This is a genomic window from Paraburkholderia sp. RL17-383-BIF-A (genome assembly GCF_046028015.1).
Taxonomy (GTDB): domain Bacteria; phylum Pseudomonadota; class Gammaproteobacteria; order Burkholderiales; family Burkholderiaceae; genus Paraburkholderia.
In genome coordinates, this window is record NZ_JARESR010000002.1 from 153,879 (window position 1) to 176,423 (window position 22,545).

Here is a 22,545-nt window from a genome sequence, read left to right on the forward strand (position 1 = left end):
ACTCCTAGTCGAGCAGATCATGCCAGACAAGCATCTTTCAAGCAGGTTTGATACCGAACTCGCTCGGGTCTCCACGAAGCTGCTCGAAATGGGCGGGCTGGTCGAGTCACAGATAGCGTGCGTGCTGGAAGCGCTGAAATCGTTCGATCTGGCGCTTATCGAGCATGTTGGCGATGCTGAGCGCCGGCTCAATCTCATGGAAATAGAGATCGACGACGAAGTGGTCAACGTGATTGCCCGGCGGCAGCCGGCAGCCTCCGACTTGCGCCTTCTGATGGCGACGTTGAAGTGCGCGGCCAACCTCGAGCGTGTTGGCGACGAGGCACGCAAGATAGCGAAGCGAACTCGCCGCGTCGCCGTGGATGCGGGCGCGTGGAAACTCAATATCGCTGAAATCAAGACTTCTGGGGAAATGGCCACGCAGATGCTTCGCAGAGCGCTAAACGCATTTGCGCGCATGGATGCAACGGCGGCCGCACAGATTGTCCGCGACGACGAAGCCATCGACGCCGAATTTCGGGCCGGCGTAGTCAAGCTTGTCACCTCCATGAAGGAAGACCCCCGGACAGTCCGGATTGGGCTCGACTACCTGTTGATTGCGAAATCCATCGAGCGTATCGGCGACCATGCCACCAACATCGCGGAATCCGTCGTCTATGTCGTTCGGGGTACCGACATTCGCCACGAGCATAGGAAGCAGCGTGGGCACGAAATCTACGGCAGATAAGGCGGAGATGCTGATAGTCGGGCTGGATTCAACCATCATGCGTTTGCTCGACAATTCAATCTGGCTGTCGGGTTATGCCTTAGATGCCTCAGGCATCCTCAACATACTCCACAGCGGGCGCGACCGTCTCATGCTCCGGCGCGCTGCTGCTCAAAGGAGTAATTGCGTTCGCGTAGCGTCGCGTGCCCACTAGTGCTGTGATCCCGTGGGCAAAAATGCTGAACAGCACGGTCGCCATGACGGCTTGTTTGATAATGGATTCGGCCGGCAGATTCAATTCTCCTTCGAGATAAACCAGTGCAAGGACGATGGACGCAAGCCCCCTCGGACCGAACCAACCCATGAACAAGACGGTCGGACGGCTGAGGTGCGTGCCTATCAGCGCAATCGCTACCGGCACCATGCGAATCAATGTCAGGCTCAGTACGCCGTAGATCACCACGACGAGACTGAAGTGCGCCCACACCCGGCTAACGACCAGACCGAAGAGAAAGAACACGAACAGGTTGAAAAGTTGGCCCCAATCTTCGGCAAACTCGACGCTATGTTTGCCAACCTCGTTAAAGCCCACTTGAGTGGCGAGTCCTGCCACGAAAGCCGCGATGAACATACTCGCGCCGACGGCGTCCGAAGCCAGCACGCAAGCGAGTGGCAGCGTCACCACACCGAGTTGGGCCAGCGGCTCGGCCATCCACTTCTTGCGGCGCGAAAGGCCTAGCAGCCAGCCACCTAGAAGCCCGATAACGAGTCCAACAAGCGCTCCGTAGCCGAGCTGCTCAACGACAAATCTGACGAACACGGCGCCGCCAGTGTGGGTCTCTTGCGCCACCGCCAGTGCAATGAAAAACATCATGAAGGGGACTGCGAGCCCGTCATTGAGCCCTGCCTCGACATTCAGCGCCTGACGGATCCGTTGTGGCACCAGCTCGCTGTTGACGATCACCTGACCAAGCCCGGCATCGGTCGGTGCGAGAATCGCGCCGAGAATGCCGGCCTCCCACCAGGAAATCGTTCGGAAAACGACCATCGCGCATAGCGCGCCGAGCACGATCGTTAGCAGCATGCCGATGCTCAGTAGGCGGACTGGCAGGTTCGTATGGCCCTTCAACATCCCCGGGCTGACGCGTGAGGCGTCCGTGAAGAGCGTCATGACAAGCCCCAGCTCGGCAACGAGGAGCAAGCCTTTACGGTCGAGCACCAGCTCGGTTGCTGCTTCAGGAAAAATCGCGAGCAGGGCGCCGGCTGCGGTGAACAGGATCGGTGCGGTGATAGCCGTCTTCTCCAGTCTTCGCGACACCAGACTGTAAAGGAACACGAGCGAAATGAATGCGGCGATCAGTAACATTGGCCAATCCTTCGAATACCCGATGATGTGCCGCCATCCGGGTGTTGCGTTTCAAACATGGTGTATTGGTCGGCAGGAAGCGCACCCGCTGTCGCTGATCGCTGCATGGACGGGAGACGCAGTCCCATCCTGTGTTTAAGCCTAGGCAGCTTACGCCGCAGTTATTTGCCGGAGATCAAGGAATGCGCGGTAGTGCGTAGAGAGCAGCGACTTGTGGCGGGCGTCCTGGGGTTGACCTGATGGCGTGTTGCGTCCCGCCTCCATGCAATCGCAACCGAGTTTTCCTGGCCAGCAGCGAGGCGCCTCGCTTTCTTAATGCCTTTCCGTCACTTCCATATCGATAGAAATTGGAAGGCCGCGCGCGCGGGCAGGGTTAGCATGGGCGTTTTGCTCTTCCGCCTTCCCGCATATCAAAGCGATGTCAGTCAAACTTCCACGCTTCGGCGTCTGGGCGCTCGTGCACGGTAGCCGCGCCGCGCTGCAGGATCCCGCCGAACCCTATGACGCCTCATGGGAACGCAACAAGGCTCTTGTACTCGAGGCCGAGCGCCTCGGCTACGACTCGGTGCTCGTCGCCCAACACACGGTCAATCCGCATGATCCTTCGCTCGACCAGCTCGAGGCATGGACCGCGTCTGCTGCATTGGCGGCACTCACGTCGCGCATCGAGATCATCACGGCGATCAAACCTTATCTCTATCATCCGGTCGTGCTCGCGAAGATGGCTCAGCAGATCGAGCACATCAGCGGCGGGCGCTTTGCGATCAACCTGGTGAACGCGTGGAATCGTCCAGAGCTGGAACGTGCCGGCATTGGCTTTCCTGAGCACGATGAACGCTACGCGTACGGCCGCGAATGGATCGAGGTCGTCGCGGCGCTGTTGCGCGGCGAAGTGGTGAATCATCACGGCGACAACTTTCGTATCGACGAATATCAGTTGCGTCCCGCTGATCCGTTTCGCGCGCGTCCGCGTATTTATGTCGGCGGCGAGTCGGAGCCGGCGCGCGAACTGGTGGCGGCGCACGGCGACGTGTGGTTCATCAACGGTCAGCCGCACGACGAGGTCGCGCGTCTGATCGCCGATGTATCCGCCCGTCCGCGTCCCGCAGCGCAGGCTGCATTGCGTTTCGGCCTGTCGGCCTTCGTGATCGCACGCGAGACACAGGCGCAGGCAGAGGCGCATCTCGCGCATCTGTTCGCGCTGGCCGAACTGGACAAGCCGCTGCGCGAGCGGCAGAAAGCCAATATCGATCCGAAAGCGGTGATGCACCAGACCTTCGCGCAATCGCCGCGTGTCGGCTCGAATGGCGGCACGGCCGCGGGGCTGGTCGGCGATTACGACACCGTCGCGCAGCGCGTTGCCGCGTTTCATCGCGCGGGCATCGAACTCTTCATGCTGCAGTTCCAGCCTTTCGAAGCCGACATGCGCAGCTTTGCGGAAGAGGTCGTGCCGCGGGTTCGCCGGCTTCTTTCGAACTGAGCGCAACCGTTTCCGGATCGCGCGCGACGCGCGCGATCCGGTGTTCAATCAGAAAAACGCGCCGGTGGGCGGAAGCTGTCCGGTCAAGAGGTTCTGCCCAAGCAACCGCTCCTTGTATAGGCGCGGATTGTGCGAAGCAATCACCTTGATGTTGCGCCAATGCCGGTCCAGCGCGCCCACGCGAGATACGACCGAGCCCGACCCGAGATCGATCAGCCAACTGGCGATCTGCGGGGCGAGATCGTCGATCACGACCTTGGCTTCCGCCGCCGAGAGCGTGGCGGCGAGCGTGGTGTCATATTCGTCGGCTGTGCCATAGCTGTCCCAGGTGCGCTGAAGCGCCGCTACGGCACGATCGGCGGTTGCCTCGACGCTGGCGGCGTAGGCGCGAATCCGGCCAAGCAGCGTTTGCAGTACCGGCTCGTCGCTGGGATGCGCCGCGTCGCCGTGATAGAAGTTGCGCCCGCGTGCGCGCAACACCTCGACGGCGTCCAACGCGACCCGCCGCACGATGCCTGCAATGCAGTTGGTCAGATAGACCTGATGAAAGGTGTAGCCCCACGGCGCCGCTTCTTCGCCTCGCGGTGGGTCTGTCGGATAGACATGCGCCGCGGGCACCGTCACGGCATGAAACTTCGCCGTGCCCGAGCCCGTCAGGCGCTGACCAAATCCCTGCCAGTCGTCATCGTTGCCGACACCCTGGCCCCGGTCGAGCACGTATTGCACGGTTCGGCCCTCACGGCTTTCCACCGCGAGTCCAACGAATGCGTCGTTGTAGAGGTTGCCGGTCGCGTAGACTTTCTCGCCAGAGCCGATATACGCGCGGCGCGCTTCGTCCCATTCGAGCCGGCTCAGCACCTGGCTCGGACGCGCGCCCGCCGCCACGGCGTCGCTGTCGGTGAAGCTGAGGCCAACGGTTTTGTTCTTGCCCGTCAGATCGAGAACGTGTGCATGGAACGGGTGATCCCGGCGTCTGAGCGCCGCTTCGACTTGCCACAGATGATTGCGGAACGCGTGAGCAATGTTCGAATCCGCTGCCGCAACGTCGCGCGCCACGACGAAAAGTTCGCTCAACGACACACCGCGGCCGCCGGCCTGCGCAGGCAGGCGCAGCGCGCCGAAGCCGAGCGCCTTGAGCGTCGCGATCTCCTCGTGCGGCAAACGGTGATTGCGTTCCCGCTCGACCGCGGTCGCTGCGATATGGGTTAGCGCATCGGCGAAACCGAGTGTGGCGGACAAGGGTGAGACGAGCCTGGTTGCCATCGTATGTCCTATCAAACCTTCACGCTGTAGTCCGCGACCTTGATTCGCGACTTGATGATCTTGCGTTCCGCGAGCCAATCGGCGGCACGTTGGAACTGCGCGATGAACGCGGCGTCGTCCGGTTCGTGGAATTGGTTCACGCGCTTCAGGCTCGTCAGATAGTCGCGCACCTGATCCGGATATTTGGCTTCCTGCTGCACGAGCTGTTCGGATTCGGCGGAATGTGCCGACTGCCACGCGCCTTCGACGTAGTACGCATCGATCACCGCGCGAATCAGCTCGGAATTCTCTTCGGTAAATTTTCGGCGTGTCACGAGCGAGCTGTAATCGATCAGGAAATCGAGGTCGCGTCCTTCGTTGAAAATGTCCTTCGCGTCGTTGGCATGGCGTGCGATGTCCACGGCCGGCGACCACATCGACCACGCGTCCACTACGCCTTGCGCAAACGCCGGCGCGGCATCGGGCGGATTCAGGTAGACGAACTCGACCTTGCTGCGGTCGATGTGATGCTTCTCCAGCGCGGCAATCAACAGGAATTCGCCCAGTCCCGAACGATTGACCGCGACCTTGCGGCCCACGAGATCGGCAACCGAATTGATACCGCTCGATTTCTTCACGATGATCGCGGTCGAGCGCGGCGAATAGATGTCGAACGCGTTGAAGACGAGAGGGGAGCCGGCCAGCATCGCGGCCAGCGCCGGCGTCGTTGATCCCCAGAAGCCGAAATCCGCGCTGCCGCCGACGACCGCCTGAATCGACGGCGCATGGTTGGGGAACGGCCCGACCCATTCGACCTTGATGCCCTTTGCAGCCAGTGTCTTTTCGAACACACCGCGCTGTTTGGCGATGTCCGGCAGGGCGCCGTAGCCCCAGCCGACGCGAACCGTATCGGTGTTGCGGGTCAGCTTGCGCGGCTCGGCGGCGCGAGCCGGAAACAGTCCGCCGGCGGCGGCGCCGGCCAGCAGGCCACCCGCCGCGCGCAACAACTGGCGGCGGCTCAGTAAAGAATCGTTCATCCTCGTCAGGTCCTTGGAGTCATGCGGAAAAGCGCTCAGTGAGACTGAACGCCGAGCTCGTCGAGCAGGATCGGCCGCAGTGCCTGCGGCGTGTGGTTGTTGGGTTGGAAGGACGCCGCGATGCGCCCCGCGCGCATGACAAGAATCCTGTCGGCGAGCGTGAGCGCCTCGTCGACGTCATGCGTGACGAGCAGCACGCCAGGGTGATGGCGCGCGACGAGTTCCTTGACGAGTCCGTGCATCTTGATGCGCGTGAGCGCGTCGAGCGCCGCGAACGGTTCATCGAGCAGCAGCAGCGCGGGATCGCGCACGAGGCCGCGCGCCAGCGCCACGCGTTGCGCCTGACCGCCGGAGAGATTGCGCGGCCAGTCGTCTTCCCGGCCGGAGAGCCCGACTTCGGCCAACGCACGCGCCGCTCCCGCACGGCCGATCGTCGTTTCATGACCAAGCGCGACGTTCTCCCAGAGCGTCGCCCAAGGCAGCAGGCGGTGCTCCTGGAATACGACGGAAGGCCGTTCGGGCGCACGGATCTGGCCGGCGTCGGGTAGATCGAGCCCGGCCAGCGCACGCAACAGGGTGGTCTTGCCACAACCGCTTTCTCCTAGCAGCGCGACAAATTCACCTTCGCGGATATCGAGATCCAGCGCATCGATGACGACACGCGTGCCGTAGCTGCGTTGCAGACCGCGCACCGATACGGCGAGCGGCGAGCGGTTCACCCGTTCCTCATTGAGCGCCTGAACGGCGGCATCCTGGGGCAGTGCAAGATCGAGACTCACTGGCGTGCTCCTTTGGCGTAGTTCGCGTGCCACGAGAGGAAACGCGCTTCGAGCAGCCGCACCAGCGCGTCCGCCACGACGCCGACGATCGCGTAGATGATGATGGTCAACAGAATGACGTTGGTCTGAAGGAATTCGCGGGCATCCATGGCCAGAAAGCCGATGCCTTTCGTTGTCGCAAGCGTTTCCGCAATGACGAGCGCGAGCCAGGCATGGGCGAGTGCGTAACGCACGCCCGTCAGGATCGACGGCATCGCGCCAGGCAGAATGATGCGCCGCACGACCGCGCTCCGCTTCAAGCCGATCACCTTCGCGAGTTCCATCAGCTTCGGATCGATCTGGCGAATGCCCAGCATGGTGTTGATGTAGATGGGGAAGAGCACGGCAAGCGCGACCAGAAAGATTTTCGCCGCCTCGCCCACGCCGAACCAGACGATGACGAGCGGCAGCATCGCGAGGAAAGGAATTGCGCGCACCATCTGGATCGAGCGATCCAGCAGCGCCTGAGCGAGCGGAGAGAAGCCGACCAGAATGCCGAGCGCGAGTCCAATCGTTCCACCGATTGCAAAGCCCGTAGCGGCACGCAATAGCGACACGCCGAGGTGAATGAAGAGATCACCGTTTCTGGCCAGATCCAACGCGCTTGCCGCAACGCTGCTCGGAGCCGGGAGCACTTGTGGCGCAATCAGTCCAACGCGCGCCGCGACTTGCCACAGCACGAGCACGAGTGCTGGAACGGCCCACGAAAGCCACCTGTAGAGCGTGCGTTTCGAAACGCCTCGGTAAAACCGGGGCGAAGCGGCATAGCCGTTGCGTGAATAGGTGACATCAGCCATGTCGGTCGGTCCCAGATAGGCCATGAAAAAGGACTGCTCCGAGATGGAGCCAGTACGGGTCAACACACCTCAGGGCGGATTCATTTTGCCCAGCGATCCGGACGGCGAATTTGTATCGGCAAAAGGCGGTGCCTCGCGAAGGCGAGTTTGTTATTAAAGGCCGATTCGCATGGCAATGACAAACAGTTACTTATGCTTTGCTTTTCAGTTCTGAAGCATTGCTCGAGGGCGGCAATGCCTGGCGCGTGATGACGCCGTTGTCGAGGGTCCGCGCAAGTTTGCGCGGTACGGGTGTAAGTGGCGGAAGGTTGGCGTTTCTAGCCGGCGTGTGCGGGTTTTCGTTAGCCGAAGGGACCGAGCTGTATTGCGAAGCGCCGCGCGCATTCCAGCCCAAACGCCGTCGGCGCGACGCCGCGATCGTGCTGCACGTCGAAGCCCATGCGCCACGCGGCGATCCGTTTGCCGTAGCACGTGAGCGCGTCGAGCGACTGCATCACAAAGACGATAGCCGGCAACGTTTGGGCGTACAGTGCTTCGGCTTCCTGTTCGAGTCCGTTAGCGAATGCCCGGTGTATCGCGACCTGCCGGTCGAAGGTGTCTGGCGCTACGATCAGTCCCGCACATCCGGCTCGCAGGTTGTCGACAAGTTCTTGCCCACCTCTGCCATTGAAGACCGGTAACGTGTGACCGAGCCCGCGCAGCCGGTCGACGGTGTGCCGAATCGTTGTCGCCGGTCCCTCGCCTTTAAGCAGGCGGAAGTTGGGGCATTGACTCGCAAGCGTCACAATCGATTCCGCTGACAGGCCGACGCCCAGATATTCCGGGGCGTTCTGAATGCCTGCGGGGGCGTGTGTGCGCTGCATTACCGCGGCAAAGAAGTCGAAATAGAACGACTCCGGTTTGTCGCGCATCGACGGAGGCTGAAGGATCAGCCAGGAAGCACCGCGCTCAACTGCGTAGTTAGCCAGCGCGACTTGCGCGTCCACGGTGTCGCCCGTGATCGTCACGACGAGCGGGACACGTGCCGCGATGTCTTCGCTGGCCCAGTCGATCAGGCGATGTTTCTCTTCGAGCGTCAACCGGTTTACCTCGGTCGCGAGACCGAGTATGACGATGCTCCGCGCGCCCGCCGCGATCGTCGCGTTGATCTGAATTCTTTGCGCTTCGCGATCCAACTGGTTGCGGGAGTCGAAGAAGGCGTAGAGGACAGGCCAGATTCCGCTCGGTGAAGAATGGGTGTCAGGTGTCATGGATAGCATCCGCTGCCAGTTCAGGATCAGTGCGAGTCGCGCGGCACCGGCGCACCGCTCGATCCCACCAGGAAATCCAGATCCGCGCCCTGGTCGGCTTGCAGCACGTGTTCGACGTAGAGTTTGTAGTAGCCGCGTTTGGGCGCTTCCGGCGCCTGCCATGCGGCGCGCCGGCGCGCGAGTTCCTCGTCGGTGACGTCCAGATGCAGGCGCCTTGCCTCGACGTCCAGCTCGATCATGTCGCCGGTTTGCACGAACGCGAGCGGGCCGCCCGCGGCCGCTTCCGGCGACACGTGCAGCACCACCGCGCCGTAAGCCGTGCCGCTCATGCGGCCATCCGAAATGCGCACCATGTCCGTAATGCCTTTTTGCAGCACCTTTTTCGGCAGCGGCATATTGCCGACTTCCGCAAAGCCCGGATAACCCTTCGGCCCCGCGCCCTTGAGCACCATGATGCAATGCTCGTCGATGTCGAGCGAATCGTCGTCGACCTTCGCGTGCAACTCCTCGATGTTCTCGAACACGACCGCGCGGCCGCGATGCTTGAGCAACGCTGCGGTCGCCGCCGACGGTTTGATCACCGCGCCATTCGGCGCCAGGTTGCCCTTGAGCACCGCAATGCCGGCCTTCGGCTTGAACGGCTCGGCGAACGTCGTGATGACCTTCTCGTCGTGATTCGGCGCGTTGCGCACGTTGTCCCAGAGCGTCTTGCCGTTCACCGTCAGCGCTTCTTTATGCAGCAATCCCTGTTCGCCGAGTTGCTTCAGCACGGCCGGCAAGCCGCCCGCGTAGTAAAAGTCCTCCATCAGATACTCGCCCGACGGTTGCAGATTCACGAGACACGGCACGTTCGAACCGAGCTCCCAATCCTCCAGCGACAACTCCACGCCAATGCGCTTCGCGAGCGCGATAAGGTGAACGACTGCATTGGTCGAGCCGCCGATCGCGGCGTTCGTGCGGATCGCGTTTTCAAACGCTTGACGCGTGAGGATCTTGTCCATCGTCAGACCCTCGCGAACCATGTCGACAATGCGCCGGCCCGCAAGATGCGCGAGCACCTGACGGCGCGCATCGACGGCAGGAATCGCCGCGTTGTGCGGCAAGCCCATGCCGAGCGATTCGACCATCGAGGCCATGGTCGACGCCGTGCCCATCGTCATGCAGTGGCCGCGCGAGCGGTTCATGCACGACTCGGCCTCGGTGAATTCTTCCTGCGTCATCGTACCGGCGCGCACTTCCTCGGACATCTGCCACACGCCCGTGCCGGAGCCGATGTTCTTGCCGCGAAAGCGGCCGTTCAACATCGGTCCGCCGGAGACCGCCAGTGCCGGCAGATTGCACGAAGCCGCTCCCATCAGCAGGGCCGGCGTGGTCTTGTCGCAGCCGACCAGCAGGATCACACCGTCCATCGGATTGCCGCGAATCGACTCCTCGACATCCATGGAAGCGAGGTTGCGAAACAGCATTGCGGTGGGGCGCAGATTCGATTCGCCGAGCGACATCACCGGGAATTCCAGCGGCAGGCCGCCCGCTTCATGCACGCCTTTCTTCACGTACTCCGCCAGCTCACGAAAGTGCGCATTGCAAGGCGTCAGTTCGGACCACGTATTACAGATGCCGATCACCGGGCGTCCGTCGAATTCGTCGTGCGGAATGCCCTGGTTCTTCATCCATGAACGGTGTATGAAACTATCCTTGTCGTTTCTGCCGAACCAGCTTTGCGAGCGGAGTTTGCGCATGTCGTCTCCCTATCCATTTGTTGGGTGCCGTTTGATATTCAGTTAGCTGCTTATTGTCTCGAGCGGAATTTGCCATCGCGATTCAATGCGTCAAGCTCGCGCTGTGTCGAGATGAGCAGCCAGGTCATCGCGGCATGCGCCTCGGTGGGCTGATGCCGGCGAATCGCTTCAAAGACGTTCCGGTGCAGTTGCAAGGATTCCTTAGGGGACGCCGCGTACTGACCCGTCACGCGGATCTCGGCGGCAAGCGCAGCTCCGATTGTCACGATCAGTTGCCGCAAAACCCAGTTCCCCGTTGCGTCGATGATTGAGGTGTGGAACGCCAGATCCGCAACGCGCCAACCAGGGCCCCGCGTTCCTTCGGCCTCGGCCTCCATTGAAGCGAGTGCGGCTCCAATCCGTTCGAGATCCCGATCGTTCGCGCGTTGTGCGGCGAGTTCCGCGGCACGCGGTTCAATCAGCAGGCGTACCTCGATGAGGGACTGGAAAAAGTCGACGTCCGTAGCATATGCAATGGCCGCGTCGAGTACGGTCGGGTCCAGCAGATTCCAGTTGCTGCGCGGCAGCACGCTGGCCCCCTTGCGTCGACGCACTTCGATCAGGCCGAGGGACTGCAGCTTTTGCATGGCTTCACGGGCTGCAGTGCGGCTGACCCCTCGCGCCTGGGCCAGATCGATCTCGTTCGGCAGGGAGGCGCCCGGCGCGTGTCGCCCTGACACGATGGCCTCGATCATTTCCGTCACGATCGGCTCATGAAGCTTCAGCATCTTCTTTCCATGCTAAATATGTATTACATATACTGGCACAAAATGGCTGACTGCTCAAATTGACCTTGGTTATGCCACTATTTGGCATTTAATTGACATACATATTGAGGCGGAAAGGTGGGGTTTGGCATCGCCGATGGCAGCGCATCGGACTTGGGCAAGAGGAGCGGGGACGTGCAGTGACCAGTGTCGAATGACAGCCGCCAGCGTGGTTCGGTGTTTGAATCGCGAGGGATGGATAATCCGGCGAGGACGGCGAGTCCTTCTTATTGAGCGTCGTCCCGAGGGCAACTGCGGTTAGCTAGCGACGGCAGTGCTGATCCACCGCCGCGCTGCGCCAAAATTCATGCTGGCCGCGATGCTTCGCGCGCAGCCTGCTCACCGGCCAATGTTTAAACGTCTTTAGTGTCGAATACGAGAAGCTCGACACCGGCTTGTGCGAAATTGGCCAGATCGCCCGCTGTCGCTCTACCTTCAGGTGAACTGAGTGCCTGTTGCAGGGATTCCATCGAATCGAAACTCAGGATTGCCGCGAGATGATACGGGGAGCCGCCTTGCGGGGTCGCGACCGGCCCGGTACTCACTTCGTAGCGCTGAAGTCCGGATATCGTCTTGGCCAGAGGCACATGTTTCGAGAAGTAGTGTGCGTCGAATGCCTCGGTGTTTGACGGCGTCTTGTATAGCGCGACGAGCTTTGCCATGGTCATGTCTCCTTGTGCACCCGGCAAGATCGGTGCACGGCGGAATGAGCGTCTCGCGCTTCAACCCGCCGGCGGCCGGGATCGTGTCAGACTGATACGGAGTCGGGTGTACAACCACTTTACCCGGTCGAGAATGCAGCTTGGATTCTACGCCGGCTGTGAATTCGCATCGAAGCTTTCACGTGTCTTCGCATTGATGACCCGCCTCAGATCGTCCCGAACAACGCCCTCGGCCGATCCTTCAATGTTCCAGCCAGCAAGCGCAACGCACTAACAAGCTGATCGCGGCTCGACGCGCAAGCAAGGTTGATCCGCACGCCGTGCTCGATCTCCGAGCGATCCACCGCGAACGCCGAAGAAGGCATCACCACCACCCCGCGCGCCTTTGCATTGGCGGCGAAATCATCGGCGCGCCAGGGCGGCGGCAACTTGAGCCAGACGAACATGCACGCCGGATCGGAGCGCAGTAACGCCTGCGGCAACAACTCCCGTGCGAGCGCGTGGCGCGCGCGAATCTCGGCGAGTTGCGCGTCCATGATGTGGCGCGCAGTGCCGTCCTCGATCCAGATCGACGCGATCAGCATCGACATTGGCGCAGGCATCCAGGCGGTCGTGCGCACGGCCTCTGCGCACAGCGCCGAACTGTCCGGCGGACTCGACAGGTAGCCGAGCCGCAGCCCAGGCGCGAGAATCTTCGAGGTCGCCGCGATATGGAAGGTCAGTTCCGGACAAAGACTTGCGATCGTCGGCAAACGCTGCGATACCAGCGGCCCATACACGTCATCCTCGATGATCGCGACGCCGTGCCGGCGAGCGATATCCACGAGCGCCATGCGGCGTTCGAGACTCATTGTCGTGACAGTCGGATTCTGCAGATTGGGCACCGTGAAGATCGCCTTCACGGGCATGCGCCGGCACGCGGCGTCGACTTCATCGGTCAGCAGTCCATCGCCGTCGCTCGGAATGCCGACGATCTCGAACTGAAACACGGGCGCGAGCGCTTTCAACCCATAGTAGGTGAGGCGGTCGGCGAGGATCACGCCGTCCGTGCCGATCAGACTGTTCAGCACCGCATACAAACCGTGCTGCGCGCCGCTCGTCACGACCACCTGGCCGGCATCCGGCGTGAAGCCGGGCGCGGCCATCCAGCGGGCGCCAGCGGCGCGCGCCCATTCCGGGCCCTGCGGCGGCTGGTATTCCTGCAATTGCGCAAAGCGCGGATCGCGCGGCAACTCGGCCAACGTACGTGCCAGACACGCGAGAAATTCGCCCGTCGCCGGCCGGTTCACGGTGAGGTCGATCAAGCCATTGCTCGCCGATTGCGCGGATTGCGCCGGTTCGACACTCGGCATCGCCCCGCCCGTCACGAGCGACCCGCGCCGTTTGCTGCCGATCACCAGCCCGCGCAACTGCAATTCCTTGTACGCGCGCGACACCGTCGAAACGTTGATGCCCAGATCAGTCGCCAGTTGCCGCTGCGGCGGCAGCCGGCTGCCGGGCGGATAGATGCCGCTGCGGATGTCCTTCTCGATCGAACTGGACACCTCAATGTAAGTCGAGCGCTTCGCCGGATCCGGCGTGCCGTTGGCGGCGCGGGTTGCGTCTTTGCCAGAAGCCATAAGATCAACTGTCTCCATACAAACTGGCTTTGTCCGCAATTGTGCGGAGGTGTGGCGATTCTATACCACGCCCGTGCGACTGCGAGGCTTCCGCGAGTTTCCGGCTGAACCGCCGCCAGGTGGCGAAGAGCATGCCTGGTACCCTCCAGGGAAAATGCTATGACCACACAATATGTTTTTTGATTGCACACAAAAATTTATTGTGTGATTCTAGATGCCAGAGTTTGTCTGGTGGCGGACATGCAGCAACGACGCCGGGCAGTGCCCAGGAATCTGTCAGTGGGAGTGTTGCAATGCGCGTTTTGTCTTCGTGGCTGTCGTATGCGATGGAAGGGCGCAAGTAATGTCGGAGATCGCTATTGTCGGAGCGGGATTCATCGGCCTCGCCAGCGCGGCGTCGTTGATGCGCGACGGGCATCGGGTCACGCTGTTCGATCCGTCCGGCGTCGGACAGGGCGCGTCGTTCGGCAACGCGGGAACGTTTGCTCACTACGCGTGCATTCCGGTGAACAACCCGTCTGTGTTCCGCGACTTGCCGCGCTACCTGTTTTCTGGCGAGAGTCCATTCAGGCTGCGCTATCAGTATCTGCCGCACCTCGTGCCATGGCTCGCGCGCTTCATGATGAGTTCGCTGCCGCGCAATTACAAGGCCAGTGCCGGCGCACTCGCTGCATTGCTCGCGCAAGCGCAGGAGGGTTACGCGCCGTTGCTGGCAAACGCCGGCCTGGCACGTTTTGTACGGCGGCGCGAGTGTCTCTATCTCTATTCGAGCGCGGCGTCGTTCGACGCGGCGAGTCCCGCACTCGGTTTGCGCAAGCAACTCGGCGTCGCCTTCGACGTGCTGGGCGCCAACGACATTCGCACGCTCGAACCGTCGCTGGCGCCGATATTCGAGCGCGGCGTGCTGTTCAGCGACAGTTGGCATTTCTCCGATCCGCAAGGCTTCCTGCAAACGCTTTACGAGCGGCTCGTGGCGCAAGGGCTGACGCTGCAGCGATCGACGGTCAGCGCGGTGCAGCCCGCGGCCGATGGCGCGAGTGTGACAGCCGACGGCGTTACGCGGCGCTTTAGCCATGTGATCGTCGCGACGGGCGCGCGTTCTGCGCAGTTTGCGCGGCAATGCGGCGACAGCGTGCCGCTCGACACCGAGCGTGGCTATCACGTGCGTTATCCGGGCGCGCAGCAACTGATTTCACGGCCGGTTGGGTGGGCCGAGCGAGGCTTTTACATGACGCCGATGAGCGACGGTATCCGCGTCGCGGGAACGGTCGAACTGGGCGGCTTTAGCGACTCGCGCAACCGCTCGCTGATCGACTTGCTGACGTTTTCATCCAGACGCGCGTTGCCCGCGCTCACTACGCCCGACAGCAGTTGGCTCGGATTTCGCCCGACCTTGCCGGACGGCGTGCCAGTGCTCGCGCGTTCACGCGCGAGCGAACGCGTGATCTATGCATTCGGTCACCAGCATCTCGGGGTGACACTCGCCGGCATAAGCGCGCGCATCGTCGCGGATCTGGTCGCACGGCGCGCGCCTGCGCTCGATCTCGCGCCGTACGCGGCGACGCGTTTCCGCGCGGGGCGAAAGGCATAACGGCGAACATCGTGGCACCAGGTTTCAGTTTCACCCACTTCTACGTAGGACGGTTTCGACGCGTCGCGCATCGAGCCGCTCATTCGACATAACGCGCGACGTGACAACTCGCAAGGAGCGCATCATGAATCGCCGCAATTGGCTGTTGAGTTTTACCGTTTGTCTGATCGGTGCGCACGCACCGTTCGCGTGGGCAGCCGACCCTGAGGTCGTCAGGATCGGCTTTGTAGGACCGTTGACGGGTCCCGTTGCACGCGTGGGGAAAGACCTGCAGTACGGCGCGCAACTGGCGCTCGATGAAGAAAACGCGCGGCATCCCACTGTCGATGGTAAGCCGGTGAAATTTGTGCTCGACGTGCAGGACGACCAGGCCGATCCGCGCGTGGCGATTCAGGTGGCACAGAAGCTGGTCGACGACGGCGTGGTCGGCGTGATCGGCCATTACAACTCGGGTTGCAGTATTCCGGCCTCGACGGTTTATCACCAGGCTAACGTCGCGATGATTACGCCCGGTTCGACCAATCCGCAATTGACCAAACAGGGCTACAAGAACGTGTTTCGCACGATGGGCCACGACGGTATCGGCGGCGTGGTGGCGGGGCACTTCGTGGTCGAGCAGATGAAGGCGAAGCGCATCGGTATCATCGACGACCGCACGGCGTTCGGACAGGGATTGGCGGATGCGTTCGAAAAAGGCGCGAAAGAAGCGAACGGCAACATCGTCGATCGCGAGTTCACCAACGACAAGGCGGTCGATTTCCGCGCCGTCCTTACGACGCTGAAGAGTAAGAATGTCGATCTGATTTTCTTCGGCGGCCTGGATGAACAGGGGGCGATGCTGATCAAACAGATGCGCTCCCTCGGCATGACGGCTCAACTGTTCGGCGCGGGCGCGTTGAAGAGCAATGCGTTCCTGCAGATCGCGGGTACGGCGGGCGACGGCACGCAGGATCTGGAGCCGGGCCCCGCGCTCGACAAGCTGCCGGCGGCCGTGGAGTTCGGCAAGCGCTACAAGGCGCGCTTCAATCAGGACGTGGAACTGTATGCGCCGTTTGCGTACGACGCAGCGCTCGCCATGCTCAAGGCGATCCACACGGCGAATTCACTGGACCGCGCGAAGATCGTCGATAGTCTGTCCAAGGTCAGCGTCACGGGCGTGACGGGACAGATCACGTTCGACCCTTACGGCGATCTGATCAAGCCGCCGTACACGCTGTTTCAGGTTCAGCAAGGTCAGTGGAAGAGTATGAAGACGGTTGGAGGGAGCGGCGCCTGATTTTCGCGAACACGGCGTCCATGCGCAATGTAGGGTCATCACTATCCGGGCAGAAGCATTGCGTAGAATCGGCGCGAAACAACTTTGCTCCATGGATCCAGGATGACCCTGTTACGGCAGTCGATCGAAACTTACCTTCTTGCGAAGGACGGCAACCGCCCGCATCTCATGTCCCGCGCATTCGCTGCCGATGCGGAGCTCGTGATGGAGGTCAAGACTGACGAGATATCGTTTCCTTCAACGGTGAAAGGCCTGAAGGGCATATCAGAGACGCTGGTAAGTCAGTTCGCGCAACGTTACGAAAATATCTATACCTTTTGCATGGAGGTTCCGCCGGACCACGCGAGCGCATTTAGTTGCAAGTGGCTCGTTTGCATGACGGAAAAAGTTTCGGGCGCAGTGCGTTTGGGTTTCGGGAGCTACGCATGGTTGAGTCGAGATGATTCTGGACTGGTTGCGAAGCTTGAAATCACCATTGAAGAGATGAAAACGCTGCCAGGTGAACTCGGAGATTCGATCCTGGGATGGGTAAGCTCACTTCCTTATCCATGGTGTCCACTCGATCTGCTGGTGCGAAGCGCCCCGAACATCCGGGCAGTTGAGGAGGTTGCGAGGAATCTTGCGCGTAGCCAGTAAAGAAGATCAGAGGGTGATGCGATAGTCCACCAACGGCCAGGTGAAGGGCGTGGTCATTGACCGCCTGGATGAGTACTTCGGAGAGCGGCCGTGCCGGATGCTTCGGCATGGGCCGCTCGCGTTGGATCCTCGAGAGACCGGTCAAAATCCGTGGTTGCGCTCACAACCGATCGCGCACGCGATCGTGCCCACAGCGCCAATCACGCCTACGCCGATGCCCAATCCAGCCCCTAATCCAAACGTTTCGAGCGTGGTCGAGCAACCTTGCAATCCGCTGGTTCCCGCGAGCGCGGCGATCAACAGCAGCCACCTCACATTTGCTCCTGATACCGGGATCTGGCGTACGCGACGATTCATGTTCTGGTTTCCTTTCTTGTCCCACTCTTAATATCAAAACGACAAAGCAGCCTTGCTGCGCATGTTAGAGCTCGAGTCCCGGTTGCCAAAACGGGATTAGATAGCCTTAAGGCGAAGCGCTTACTAAAGCTTTCTTGCCGGGTTGATATTTGCCTGTCGGCGCAAAGGCATGATGTGTTCTTCAAAGGGCGCGGATCGCGATTCTGACCCGCGCCCGATCTACTGCGCTACTGCGGCAGCGCGTACGCGATCACATAGTCGCCAAGCTTGGTGCCGAACGACCCGTGGCCACCCGCGGCGATCAGGATGTACTGGCGGCCATCGATCGAATAGCTCATCGGCGTGGCCTGGCCGCCCGCGGGCAGACGCGCGCGCCAGACTTCCTTGCCGTTGTTGACATCGAACCCGCGGATATAGTTGTCCGCGGTCGCACCGATGAACGCGACGCCGCCCGCCGTCACGATCGGCCCGCCGAGCATCGGCATGCCCATCTTGAACGGCAGCGGAATCGGCGAACTGTCGCGCACTGTGCCGATGCGCTTCTTCCACACGATCTCGTTGGTCTTCAGATCGATCGCCGAAATATAGCCCCACGCCGGCTGTTTGCATGGCAGACCGAGCGGCGAGAGGAACGGGTTCAGCGTCACGCCGTACGGCAAGCCATATTGCGGCTGGATGCCCGCTTCCGTGCCGCTGCCTTTTGCGCCCGGTTCCGGCTCCGTCGGATTGCCGGGGCCGCGCGGGATCAGACGGGAGACAAAGGGCAGGGCGATCGGATTGGCGATGGCGAGCTGACGATCGGTGTCGACGGCAATGCCGCCCCATTCGAACATGCCGAGGTTGCCTGGAAACACCAGCGTGCCTTGCAGCGAAGGCGGCGTGAAGGTGCCTTCATACCGCAGCTTGTGGAACATCACGCGGCATACGAGCTGGTCGAACATCGTCGCGCCCCACATGTCGGCGTCGGTGAGCAGGTTCTTCGGACGGAACGTGAGATCGGAAAACGGCTGCGTGGGCGAAACATGATCGCCGGGTGCGGCGCCCTGCGGCACCGGCGTTTCGGGCGCGGGCACGACCAGCGCGCCGGTACGGCGATCCAGCACGAACAGGTTGCCGGTCTTGGCGGGCGCATACACGACCGGTACGGTCTTGCCGTCCTTGCCGGTGATATCGGCGAGCGTGGGCTGCGAGGGCTGGTCCATGTCCCACAGATCGTGGTGCGCGGTCTGATAGAACCACGCCAGCTTGCCTGTCGATGCATGCAGCGCCAGCAGGCCGCTCGCATAGCGCTCCTGCAAGGCCGTGCGGTTGCCACCCCAGATGTCCGGCGTCGTCACGCCCATCGGCAAATAGATGAGGTCGAGTTTCGCGTCGTAGGCGGAGGGCGCCCACGAGTTCGGCGAATTGATGGTGTAGTTTTCGCCCGCGCCCGGAATCTTGTTCGGGTCTTGCGCGCCCGGATCGAATGCCCACAGCAACTGGCCGGTGCGCACGTCGAAGCCGCGGATCACGCCGGAAGGCTCGCGCGTCGAGAAGTTGTCTTCCACCGCGCCCGCCACGATGATTGCCGTGTTCGTCACGATCGGCGGCGAAGTCGGCTCGTACATGCCCGGCGTCGTGACCGGCTGCGCGTGTTGCAGATCGAGGTCGCCGTTGTTGCCGAAGCCCGCGCAGCGCTCGCCCGTCTGCGCATCGAGCGCGTACAGGTGGCCGTCGTTGACAGGCAGATAGATGCGGCGCGTACACGCGCCATTGGCCGTGGACGCCACCGTGGCTGCCGCGGCGGCGTCGCTCGTGGGCGTGGCGGGCTGCACGGTCGTGGCGCTGGCCGAGAGGTCGAGATACGACACGCCGCGACAGGTCACGTGCTGGAACGACGGGTCGGCCCGCAGCTTCGGATCGAACTTCCATTTCTGCTCACCCGTCTTTGCATCGAGCGCGAACAGGATCTGGTGAGGCGAGCACAGATACAGCAGATTGCCGATCTTGATCGGCGTGACTTCATTGGTGATTTCGACGGGGTCGTTCGGACCTTTCATGTCGCCGGTGCGGAAGGTCCAGGCCACCTGCAGGTTCTTGACGTTCTCGGGCGTGATCTGCTGCAGCGGCGAATAGCGCGTGCCTTCCTGGGTGCGGCCATACGCGGGCCAGTCGGACGGATCGATACCGTTGGGGTTGGCCGCGGGCGTCGTGGCCGCCGCGCTCAGCGTGCCGTTGAGCGTCTGCGGATCGTTGAAGCTCGCATAGACGAGCACGCCGGCCCAGATCACGAGCGCGCCGATGAGCGACGTCACGCCGAGCTTGCGCGGCGCGTCGAGGCGCCGGCTCACGAGCAGCAACAGCCACACGCCGAACACGACGAGCACGCCGGAGCGCGGCGCGAGCGCCCAGAAGTCGGGGCCCGACTCCCACAGCGCCCAGACCGCCGTGCCGACCAGCACGAGCGCGTAGAGCGCGAGCGCCGCCGCGCTGCGACGGTACAGCAGCCAGCTCACACCGAGCAGCACGATGCCGGTCACGACGTAATACGCGGAGCCGCCGAGCGAGAGCAGCCATGCCCCGCCTATCAGCAGATAGAGCGCGGTGAGCGCAGTGAACAGCAACGTGATGACGGCGATGAAACCCGGCGATGTCGATTGTCTGTACATGGTGACCTCAATCTTTTTCTTAAGGTGCCGCTTGCATCGCCTGTTACGCGATGCCCGCAGCGCTCATACGCCGACGCGAACGCAAGGGCGGCATCCGGCCGGTTCGCCGCGCTCGTGCAAGGCGGTAAAACAGTCACGCAAACACCTGCATTACCCCAATGTTGGACGGCCCGCGATCCGCAGGCGGCCCGGTTCGATTCCGACGGGGCCGCGAACGCCGCGAAGGTGCGGTGCCCGCCGTCTTTCAACTGCCGTCTTTCAATTTATGCAACCGTACCGCACAAGGAGGGGCGCGCGTTCAAATTGTAGGTTGTAGGCGGCGAAGTGCATCAAGCATCACGTGGCCGACTCGGCATGGCGATGCGCCGCCGCTTCCTGCCCGGATGCAGCCGACGCTGTGGCTCCAGCACTTCTGCACGCGCCCAAGTTCGCGCCCACGAAGCGCTCGCGCGAGCCTAAACTACGCATTCCGTCAGCCCTCCCGGACTTATGCCTCCTCGCAAAGACCCTCGCGCCCGGCCGCTTGCCTCGTCCCCCGCACCGGGCGGCGCTGACGCGTTGCAAGATCCGGTCCTGCTGCGCCGGCTGCTGCGCGCCAAGGACCGCATGGACGCCGCGTCGCACGAGGCTTGGCCCGTCAAGCGCCTTGCCGAGGTGAGCGGCGTCACGCAAGCTCATTTCGCGCGCTCCTTCAAACGGGCCTTCGGGGTCCCGCCGCACCGCTACCTGCTGACGCGCCGCATCGAGCAGGCCGTCACCCTGTTGCGCGACACCGGGCTCAGCATCACGGAAATTGCCTTTGCCACCGGCTGGGAGAGCCTGGGGACCTTCGGCAGAATCTTCCACGACATCACCGGGAAAAGCCCCAGCGCCATGCGCGTCGAGAGCCAGGCCAACATGCCGCGACTTGACCGCATGCCCGCCTGCGTGGCGAAGGCCGCGCAGCGCCCCGATCTCACCACCGCAGTTTCGGAGAAGCGCCGCCGCGCGGCCGACGATACAGTCTGGCCATCAACCAGGGAGGTGTCATGAACGAGGGTATCAATGTGGTGGGCCTGTACGTCGACAACCAGGACGAAGCGCTCACTTTCTACGTCGACAAGCTCGGATTTCGCGTCCACACGGACGTGCGCAACGGCGCTTATCGCTGGCTCACGGTCCAGCATCCCGATCAGCCCGCGTTTCAGCTCGGGCTGTTCACACCCGGCCCGCCCATCCACGACGAAGCCACCGCGCAAACCTTGCGCGCCATGGTCGCCAAAGGGGCCATGCCGCCTCTGGTTCTCTCCGTGGTCGACTGCCGTGCGAGCTACGCCCGCCTGAAAGCGCGCGGCGTGGAATTCACCCAGGAGCCGGTGGACCGCTTCGGCAGCGTCGATGCCGGTTTTCGCGACCCTGCCGGCAATGGCTGGAAGATGATCCAGGCACCGAGGAACTCGACGTGACGCCAGCAGCGGGATCGTCGTTTCGGGTGGCCGGGTATCCATCGGCGTTGCGCTGGCGGATAAGCGGCAGCACCGTTATTCGCCGGGAACGAGCCTGTGCTGCCGACTCGCATGAGCAGGCGATTGTCTTTGAGAGGGAATGTCGTGATGGGAATTAGCTTGCCCCGCTTATCTGGAAGCATCGACTACAAGCAGGAAGCATAGGCATGCTGCTCGCGCTCAAACTCGTGCTGGTGCCCGCGTTTCTCGCCGCGCTGACGGTGGCGGGACGCATATGGGGGCCGACGGTGGCGGGGTGGCTCGCGGGGCTGCCGGTCGTTGCCGGGCCGATCGTCTTGCTGCTTGCGCTGGAGCGCGGCTCGACGTTCGCGGCGCAAGCGTCGGCGGCCTCGATTGCGGCGATCGCCGCGTCGGAAGCGTTCAATTTCGCCTACGCGTGGACCTGCCGGCGCTTTGCGTGGCCCCTCGCGCTGGTTGTAGGGATGGTGGGTTGGATCGGCGTGGCAAGTTTGCTGACGCAGCTTCCCGCCGGCCTCGCATGCGCGGCGGTGGCGGCCTGCGTGGCCGTGGCGGTGTCGCAAAGCGGCTTGCCGCGCGTGAGCGGTCACGTACCGGCGGCGCGCCTCGGACTCGGCGACCTCGCTGTCCGCATGCTCGCCGGCGCGCTGCTGACGGTCGCGGTGACCACCCTGTCCGCGTCGATGGGCGCGACATGGAGCGGACTGCTCTCAGTGTTTCCTTTGCTCGGCATCGTGCTCGCGGTCTCGGCGCAGCGCGCGCACGGCGCGGACTTCGTCGCGTTGCTGATGCGCGGCATGGTGATCGGCCGTGCGTCGTTCGCGGCATTCTTCGCCGTGACCGCGAGCATGCTGCCGCGGTACGGCGTGTGGCTGAGCTTTCTGTGCGCGGCGGTGGTTTCGACGCTCGTGCATGGCGCGACGAGGCGGATGCTCAACGCGAAGCGGCCGGCGCAGGTTGCGGCGCGTCAGATCGTGGAGCGGCAGGCGGCGGATTGAGCGCGAGGGTTCGCCGAGACTTGCGGCGGTTCATCGCAGTTCGTACCCGCTCGT

20 protein-coding genes are annotated in these 22,545 nt (G+C 62.6%); 8 read left to right on the forward strand and 12 right to left on the reverse strand.

Annotated elements, in window-relative coordinates:
- Positions 1-19 precede the first annotated feature (19 nt).
- On the forward strand, positions 20-727 hold the full coding sequence (gene phoU, locus P0D71_RS02955; protein ID WP_091800274.1) for a phosphate signaling complex protein PhoU: 708 nt from the start codon (positions 20-22) through the stop codon (positions 725-727).
- A gap of 88 nt (positions 728-815) precedes the next feature.
- Here the strand turns inward: phoU and P0D71_RS02960 are convergent, their stop codons facing one another.
- A complete protein-coding gene (locus P0D71_RS02960; protein ID WP_408479241.1) occupies positions 816-2,072 on the reverse strand; it encodes a cation:proton antiporter domain-containing protein in 1,257 nt (418 codons plus the stop codon).
- A gap of 418 nt (positions 2,073-2,490) precedes the next feature.
- On the opposite strand from P0D71_RS02960, the gene P0D71_RS02965 reads away from it, so the two are divergent.
- Entirely contained in the window at positions 2,491-3,552 is a 1,062-nt protein-coding gene (locus tag P0D71_RS02965; RefSeq protein WP_408479242.1) for an LLM class flavin-dependent oxidoreductase, read from the forward strand.
- A 48-nt stretch (positions 3,553-3,600) separates the two neighbouring features.
- Here P0D71_RS02965 and P0D71_RS02970 read toward each other — a convergent pair whose 3' ends face one another.
- The 9 genes from P0D71_RS02970 to P0D71_RS03010 form a co-directional block, all read right to left on the reverse strand.
- Complete coding sequence (locus P0D71_RS02970; protein ID WP_408184556.1) at positions 3,601-4,815, reverse strand: acyl-CoA dehydrogenase family protein; 1,215 nt, start codon at positions 4,813-4,815, stop codon at positions 3,601-3,603.
- Positions 4,816-4,826: 11 nt separating this feature from the next.
- Positions 4,827-5,831 carry an NrtA/SsuA/CpmA family ABC transporter substrate-binding protein gene (locus P0D71_RS02975; protein ID WP_091792838.1) on the reverse strand — a complete coding sequence of 335 codons (1,005 nt, stop codon included), beginning with the start codon at positions 5,829-5,831 and terminating at the stop codon, positions 4,827-4,829.
- A 35-nt stretch (positions 5,832-5,866) separates the two neighbouring features.
- Entirely contained in the window at positions 5,867-6,610 is a 744-nt protein-coding gene (locus P0D71_RS02980; RefSeq protein WP_408184554.1) for an ABC transporter ATP-binding protein, read from the reverse strand.
- Positions 6,607-7,446 carry an ABC transporter permease subunit gene (locus P0D71_RS02985; protein WP_408479315.1) on the reverse strand — a complete coding sequence of 280 codons (840 nt, stop codon included), beginning with the start codon at positions 7,444-7,446 and terminating at the stop codon, positions 6,607-6,609. The genes P0D71_RS02980 and P0D71_RS02985 overlap by 4 nt, the downstream gene beginning before the upstream one ends.
- Positions 7,447-7,787: 341 nt before the next feature.
- Complete coding sequence (locus P0D71_RS02990; protein WP_408479243.1) at positions 7,788-8,705, reverse strand: dihydrodipicolinate synthase family protein; 918 nt, start codon at positions 8,703-8,705, stop codon at positions 7,788-7,790.
- A gap of 17 nt (positions 8,706-8,722) precedes the next feature.
- On the reverse strand, positions 8,723-10,435 hold the full coding sequence (locus P0D71_RS02995) for an IlvD/Edd family dehydratase (RefSeq protein WP_408479244.1): 1,713 nt from the start codon (positions 10,433-10,435) through the stop codon (positions 8,723-8,725).
- A 50-nt stretch (positions 10,436-10,485) separates the two neighbouring features.
- Complete coding sequence (locus P0D71_RS03000; RefSeq protein ID WP_408479245.1) at positions 10,486-11,202, reverse strand: FadR/GntR family transcriptional regulator; 717 nt, start codon at positions 11,200-11,202, stop codon at positions 10,486-10,488.
- A 392-nt stretch (positions 11,203-11,594) separates the two neighbouring features.
- Positions 11,595-11,903 (reverse strand): EthD family reductase, encoded by a 309-nt coding sequence (locus P0D71_RS03005; protein WP_408301680.1) that lies wholly within the window; start codon positions 11,901-11,903, stop codon positions 11,595-11,597.
- A gap of 206 nt (positions 11,904-12,109) precedes the next feature.
- On the reverse strand, positions 12,110-13,522 hold the full coding sequence (locus tag P0D71_RS03010) for an aminotransferase-like domain-containing protein (protein ID WP_408301681.1): 1,413 nt from the start codon (positions 13,520-13,522) through the stop codon (positions 12,110-12,112).
- Positions 13,523-13,865: 343 nt separating this feature from the next.
- Between P0D71_RS03010 and P0D71_RS03015 the strand changes: the two genes are divergently transcribed.
- The 3 genes from P0D71_RS03015 (at position 13,866) to P0D71_RS03025 (ending at position 17,025) form a co-directional block, all read left to right on the forward strand.
- Positions 13,866-15,113 (forward strand): NAD(P)/FAD-dependent oxidoreductase, encoded by a 1,248-nt coding sequence (locus P0D71_RS03015; RefSeq protein WP_408479246.1) that lies wholly within the window; start codon positions 13,866-13,868, stop codon positions 15,111-15,113.
- A 124-nt stretch (positions 15,114-15,237) separates the two neighbouring features.
- The gene (locus P0D71_RS03020) at positions 15,238-16,389 is read left to right on the forward strand and encodes a branched-chain amino acid ABC transporter substrate-binding protein (RefSeq protein ID WP_091792846.1); all 1,152 of its coding nucleotides are present in this window, start codon (positions 15,238-15,240) and stop codon (positions 16,387-16,389) included.
- Positions 16,390-16,491: 102 nt separating this feature from the next.
- On the forward strand, positions 16,492-17,025 hold the full coding sequence (locus tag P0D71_RS03025; RefSeq protein WP_091792847.1) for a hypothetical protein: 534 nt from the start codon (positions 16,492-16,494) through the stop codon (positions 17,023-17,025).
- A gap of 141 nt (positions 17,026-17,166) precedes the next feature.
- Here P0D71_RS03025 and P0D71_RS03030 read toward each other — a convergent pair whose 3' ends face one another.
- Positions 17,167-17,382, reverse strand: coding sequence for a hypothetical protein (locus P0D71_RS03030; protein WP_091792848.1), 216 nt, complete (start codon positions 17,380-17,382; stop codon positions 17,167-17,169).
- Between the two features lie 227 nt (positions 17,383-17,609).
- Entirely contained in the window at positions 17,610-20,030 is a 2,421-nt protein-coding gene (locus P0D71_RS03035; RefSeq protein ID WP_408479247.1) for a glucose/quinate/shikimate family membrane-bound PQQ-dependent dehydrogenase, read from the reverse strand.
- Positions 20,031-20,519: 489 nt separating this feature from the next.
- On the opposite strand from P0D71_RS03035, the gene P0D71_RS03040 reads away from it, so the two are divergent.
- The 3 genes from P0D71_RS03040 (at position 20,520) to P0D71_RS03050 (ending at position 22,491) form a co-directional block, all read left to right on the forward strand.
- Positions 20,520-21,062 (forward strand): helix-turn-helix domain-containing protein, encoded by a 543-nt coding sequence (locus tag P0D71_RS03040; RefSeq protein ID WP_408187242.1) that lies wholly within the window; start codon positions 20,520-20,522, stop codon positions 21,060-21,062.
- Positions 21,059-21,475 (forward strand): VOC family protein, encoded by a 417-nt coding sequence (locus P0D71_RS03045; protein WP_408479248.1) that lies wholly within the window; start codon positions 21,059-21,061, stop codon positions 21,473-21,475. The genes P0D71_RS03040 and P0D71_RS03045 overlap by 4 nt, the downstream gene beginning before the upstream one ends.
- A 206-nt stretch (positions 21,476-21,681) precedes the next feature.
- Entirely contained in the window at positions 21,682-22,491 is an 810-nt protein-coding gene (locus tag P0D71_RS03050; RefSeq protein WP_408479249.1) for a hypothetical protein, read from the forward strand.
- Positions 22,492-22,545 lie beyond the last annotated feature (54 nt).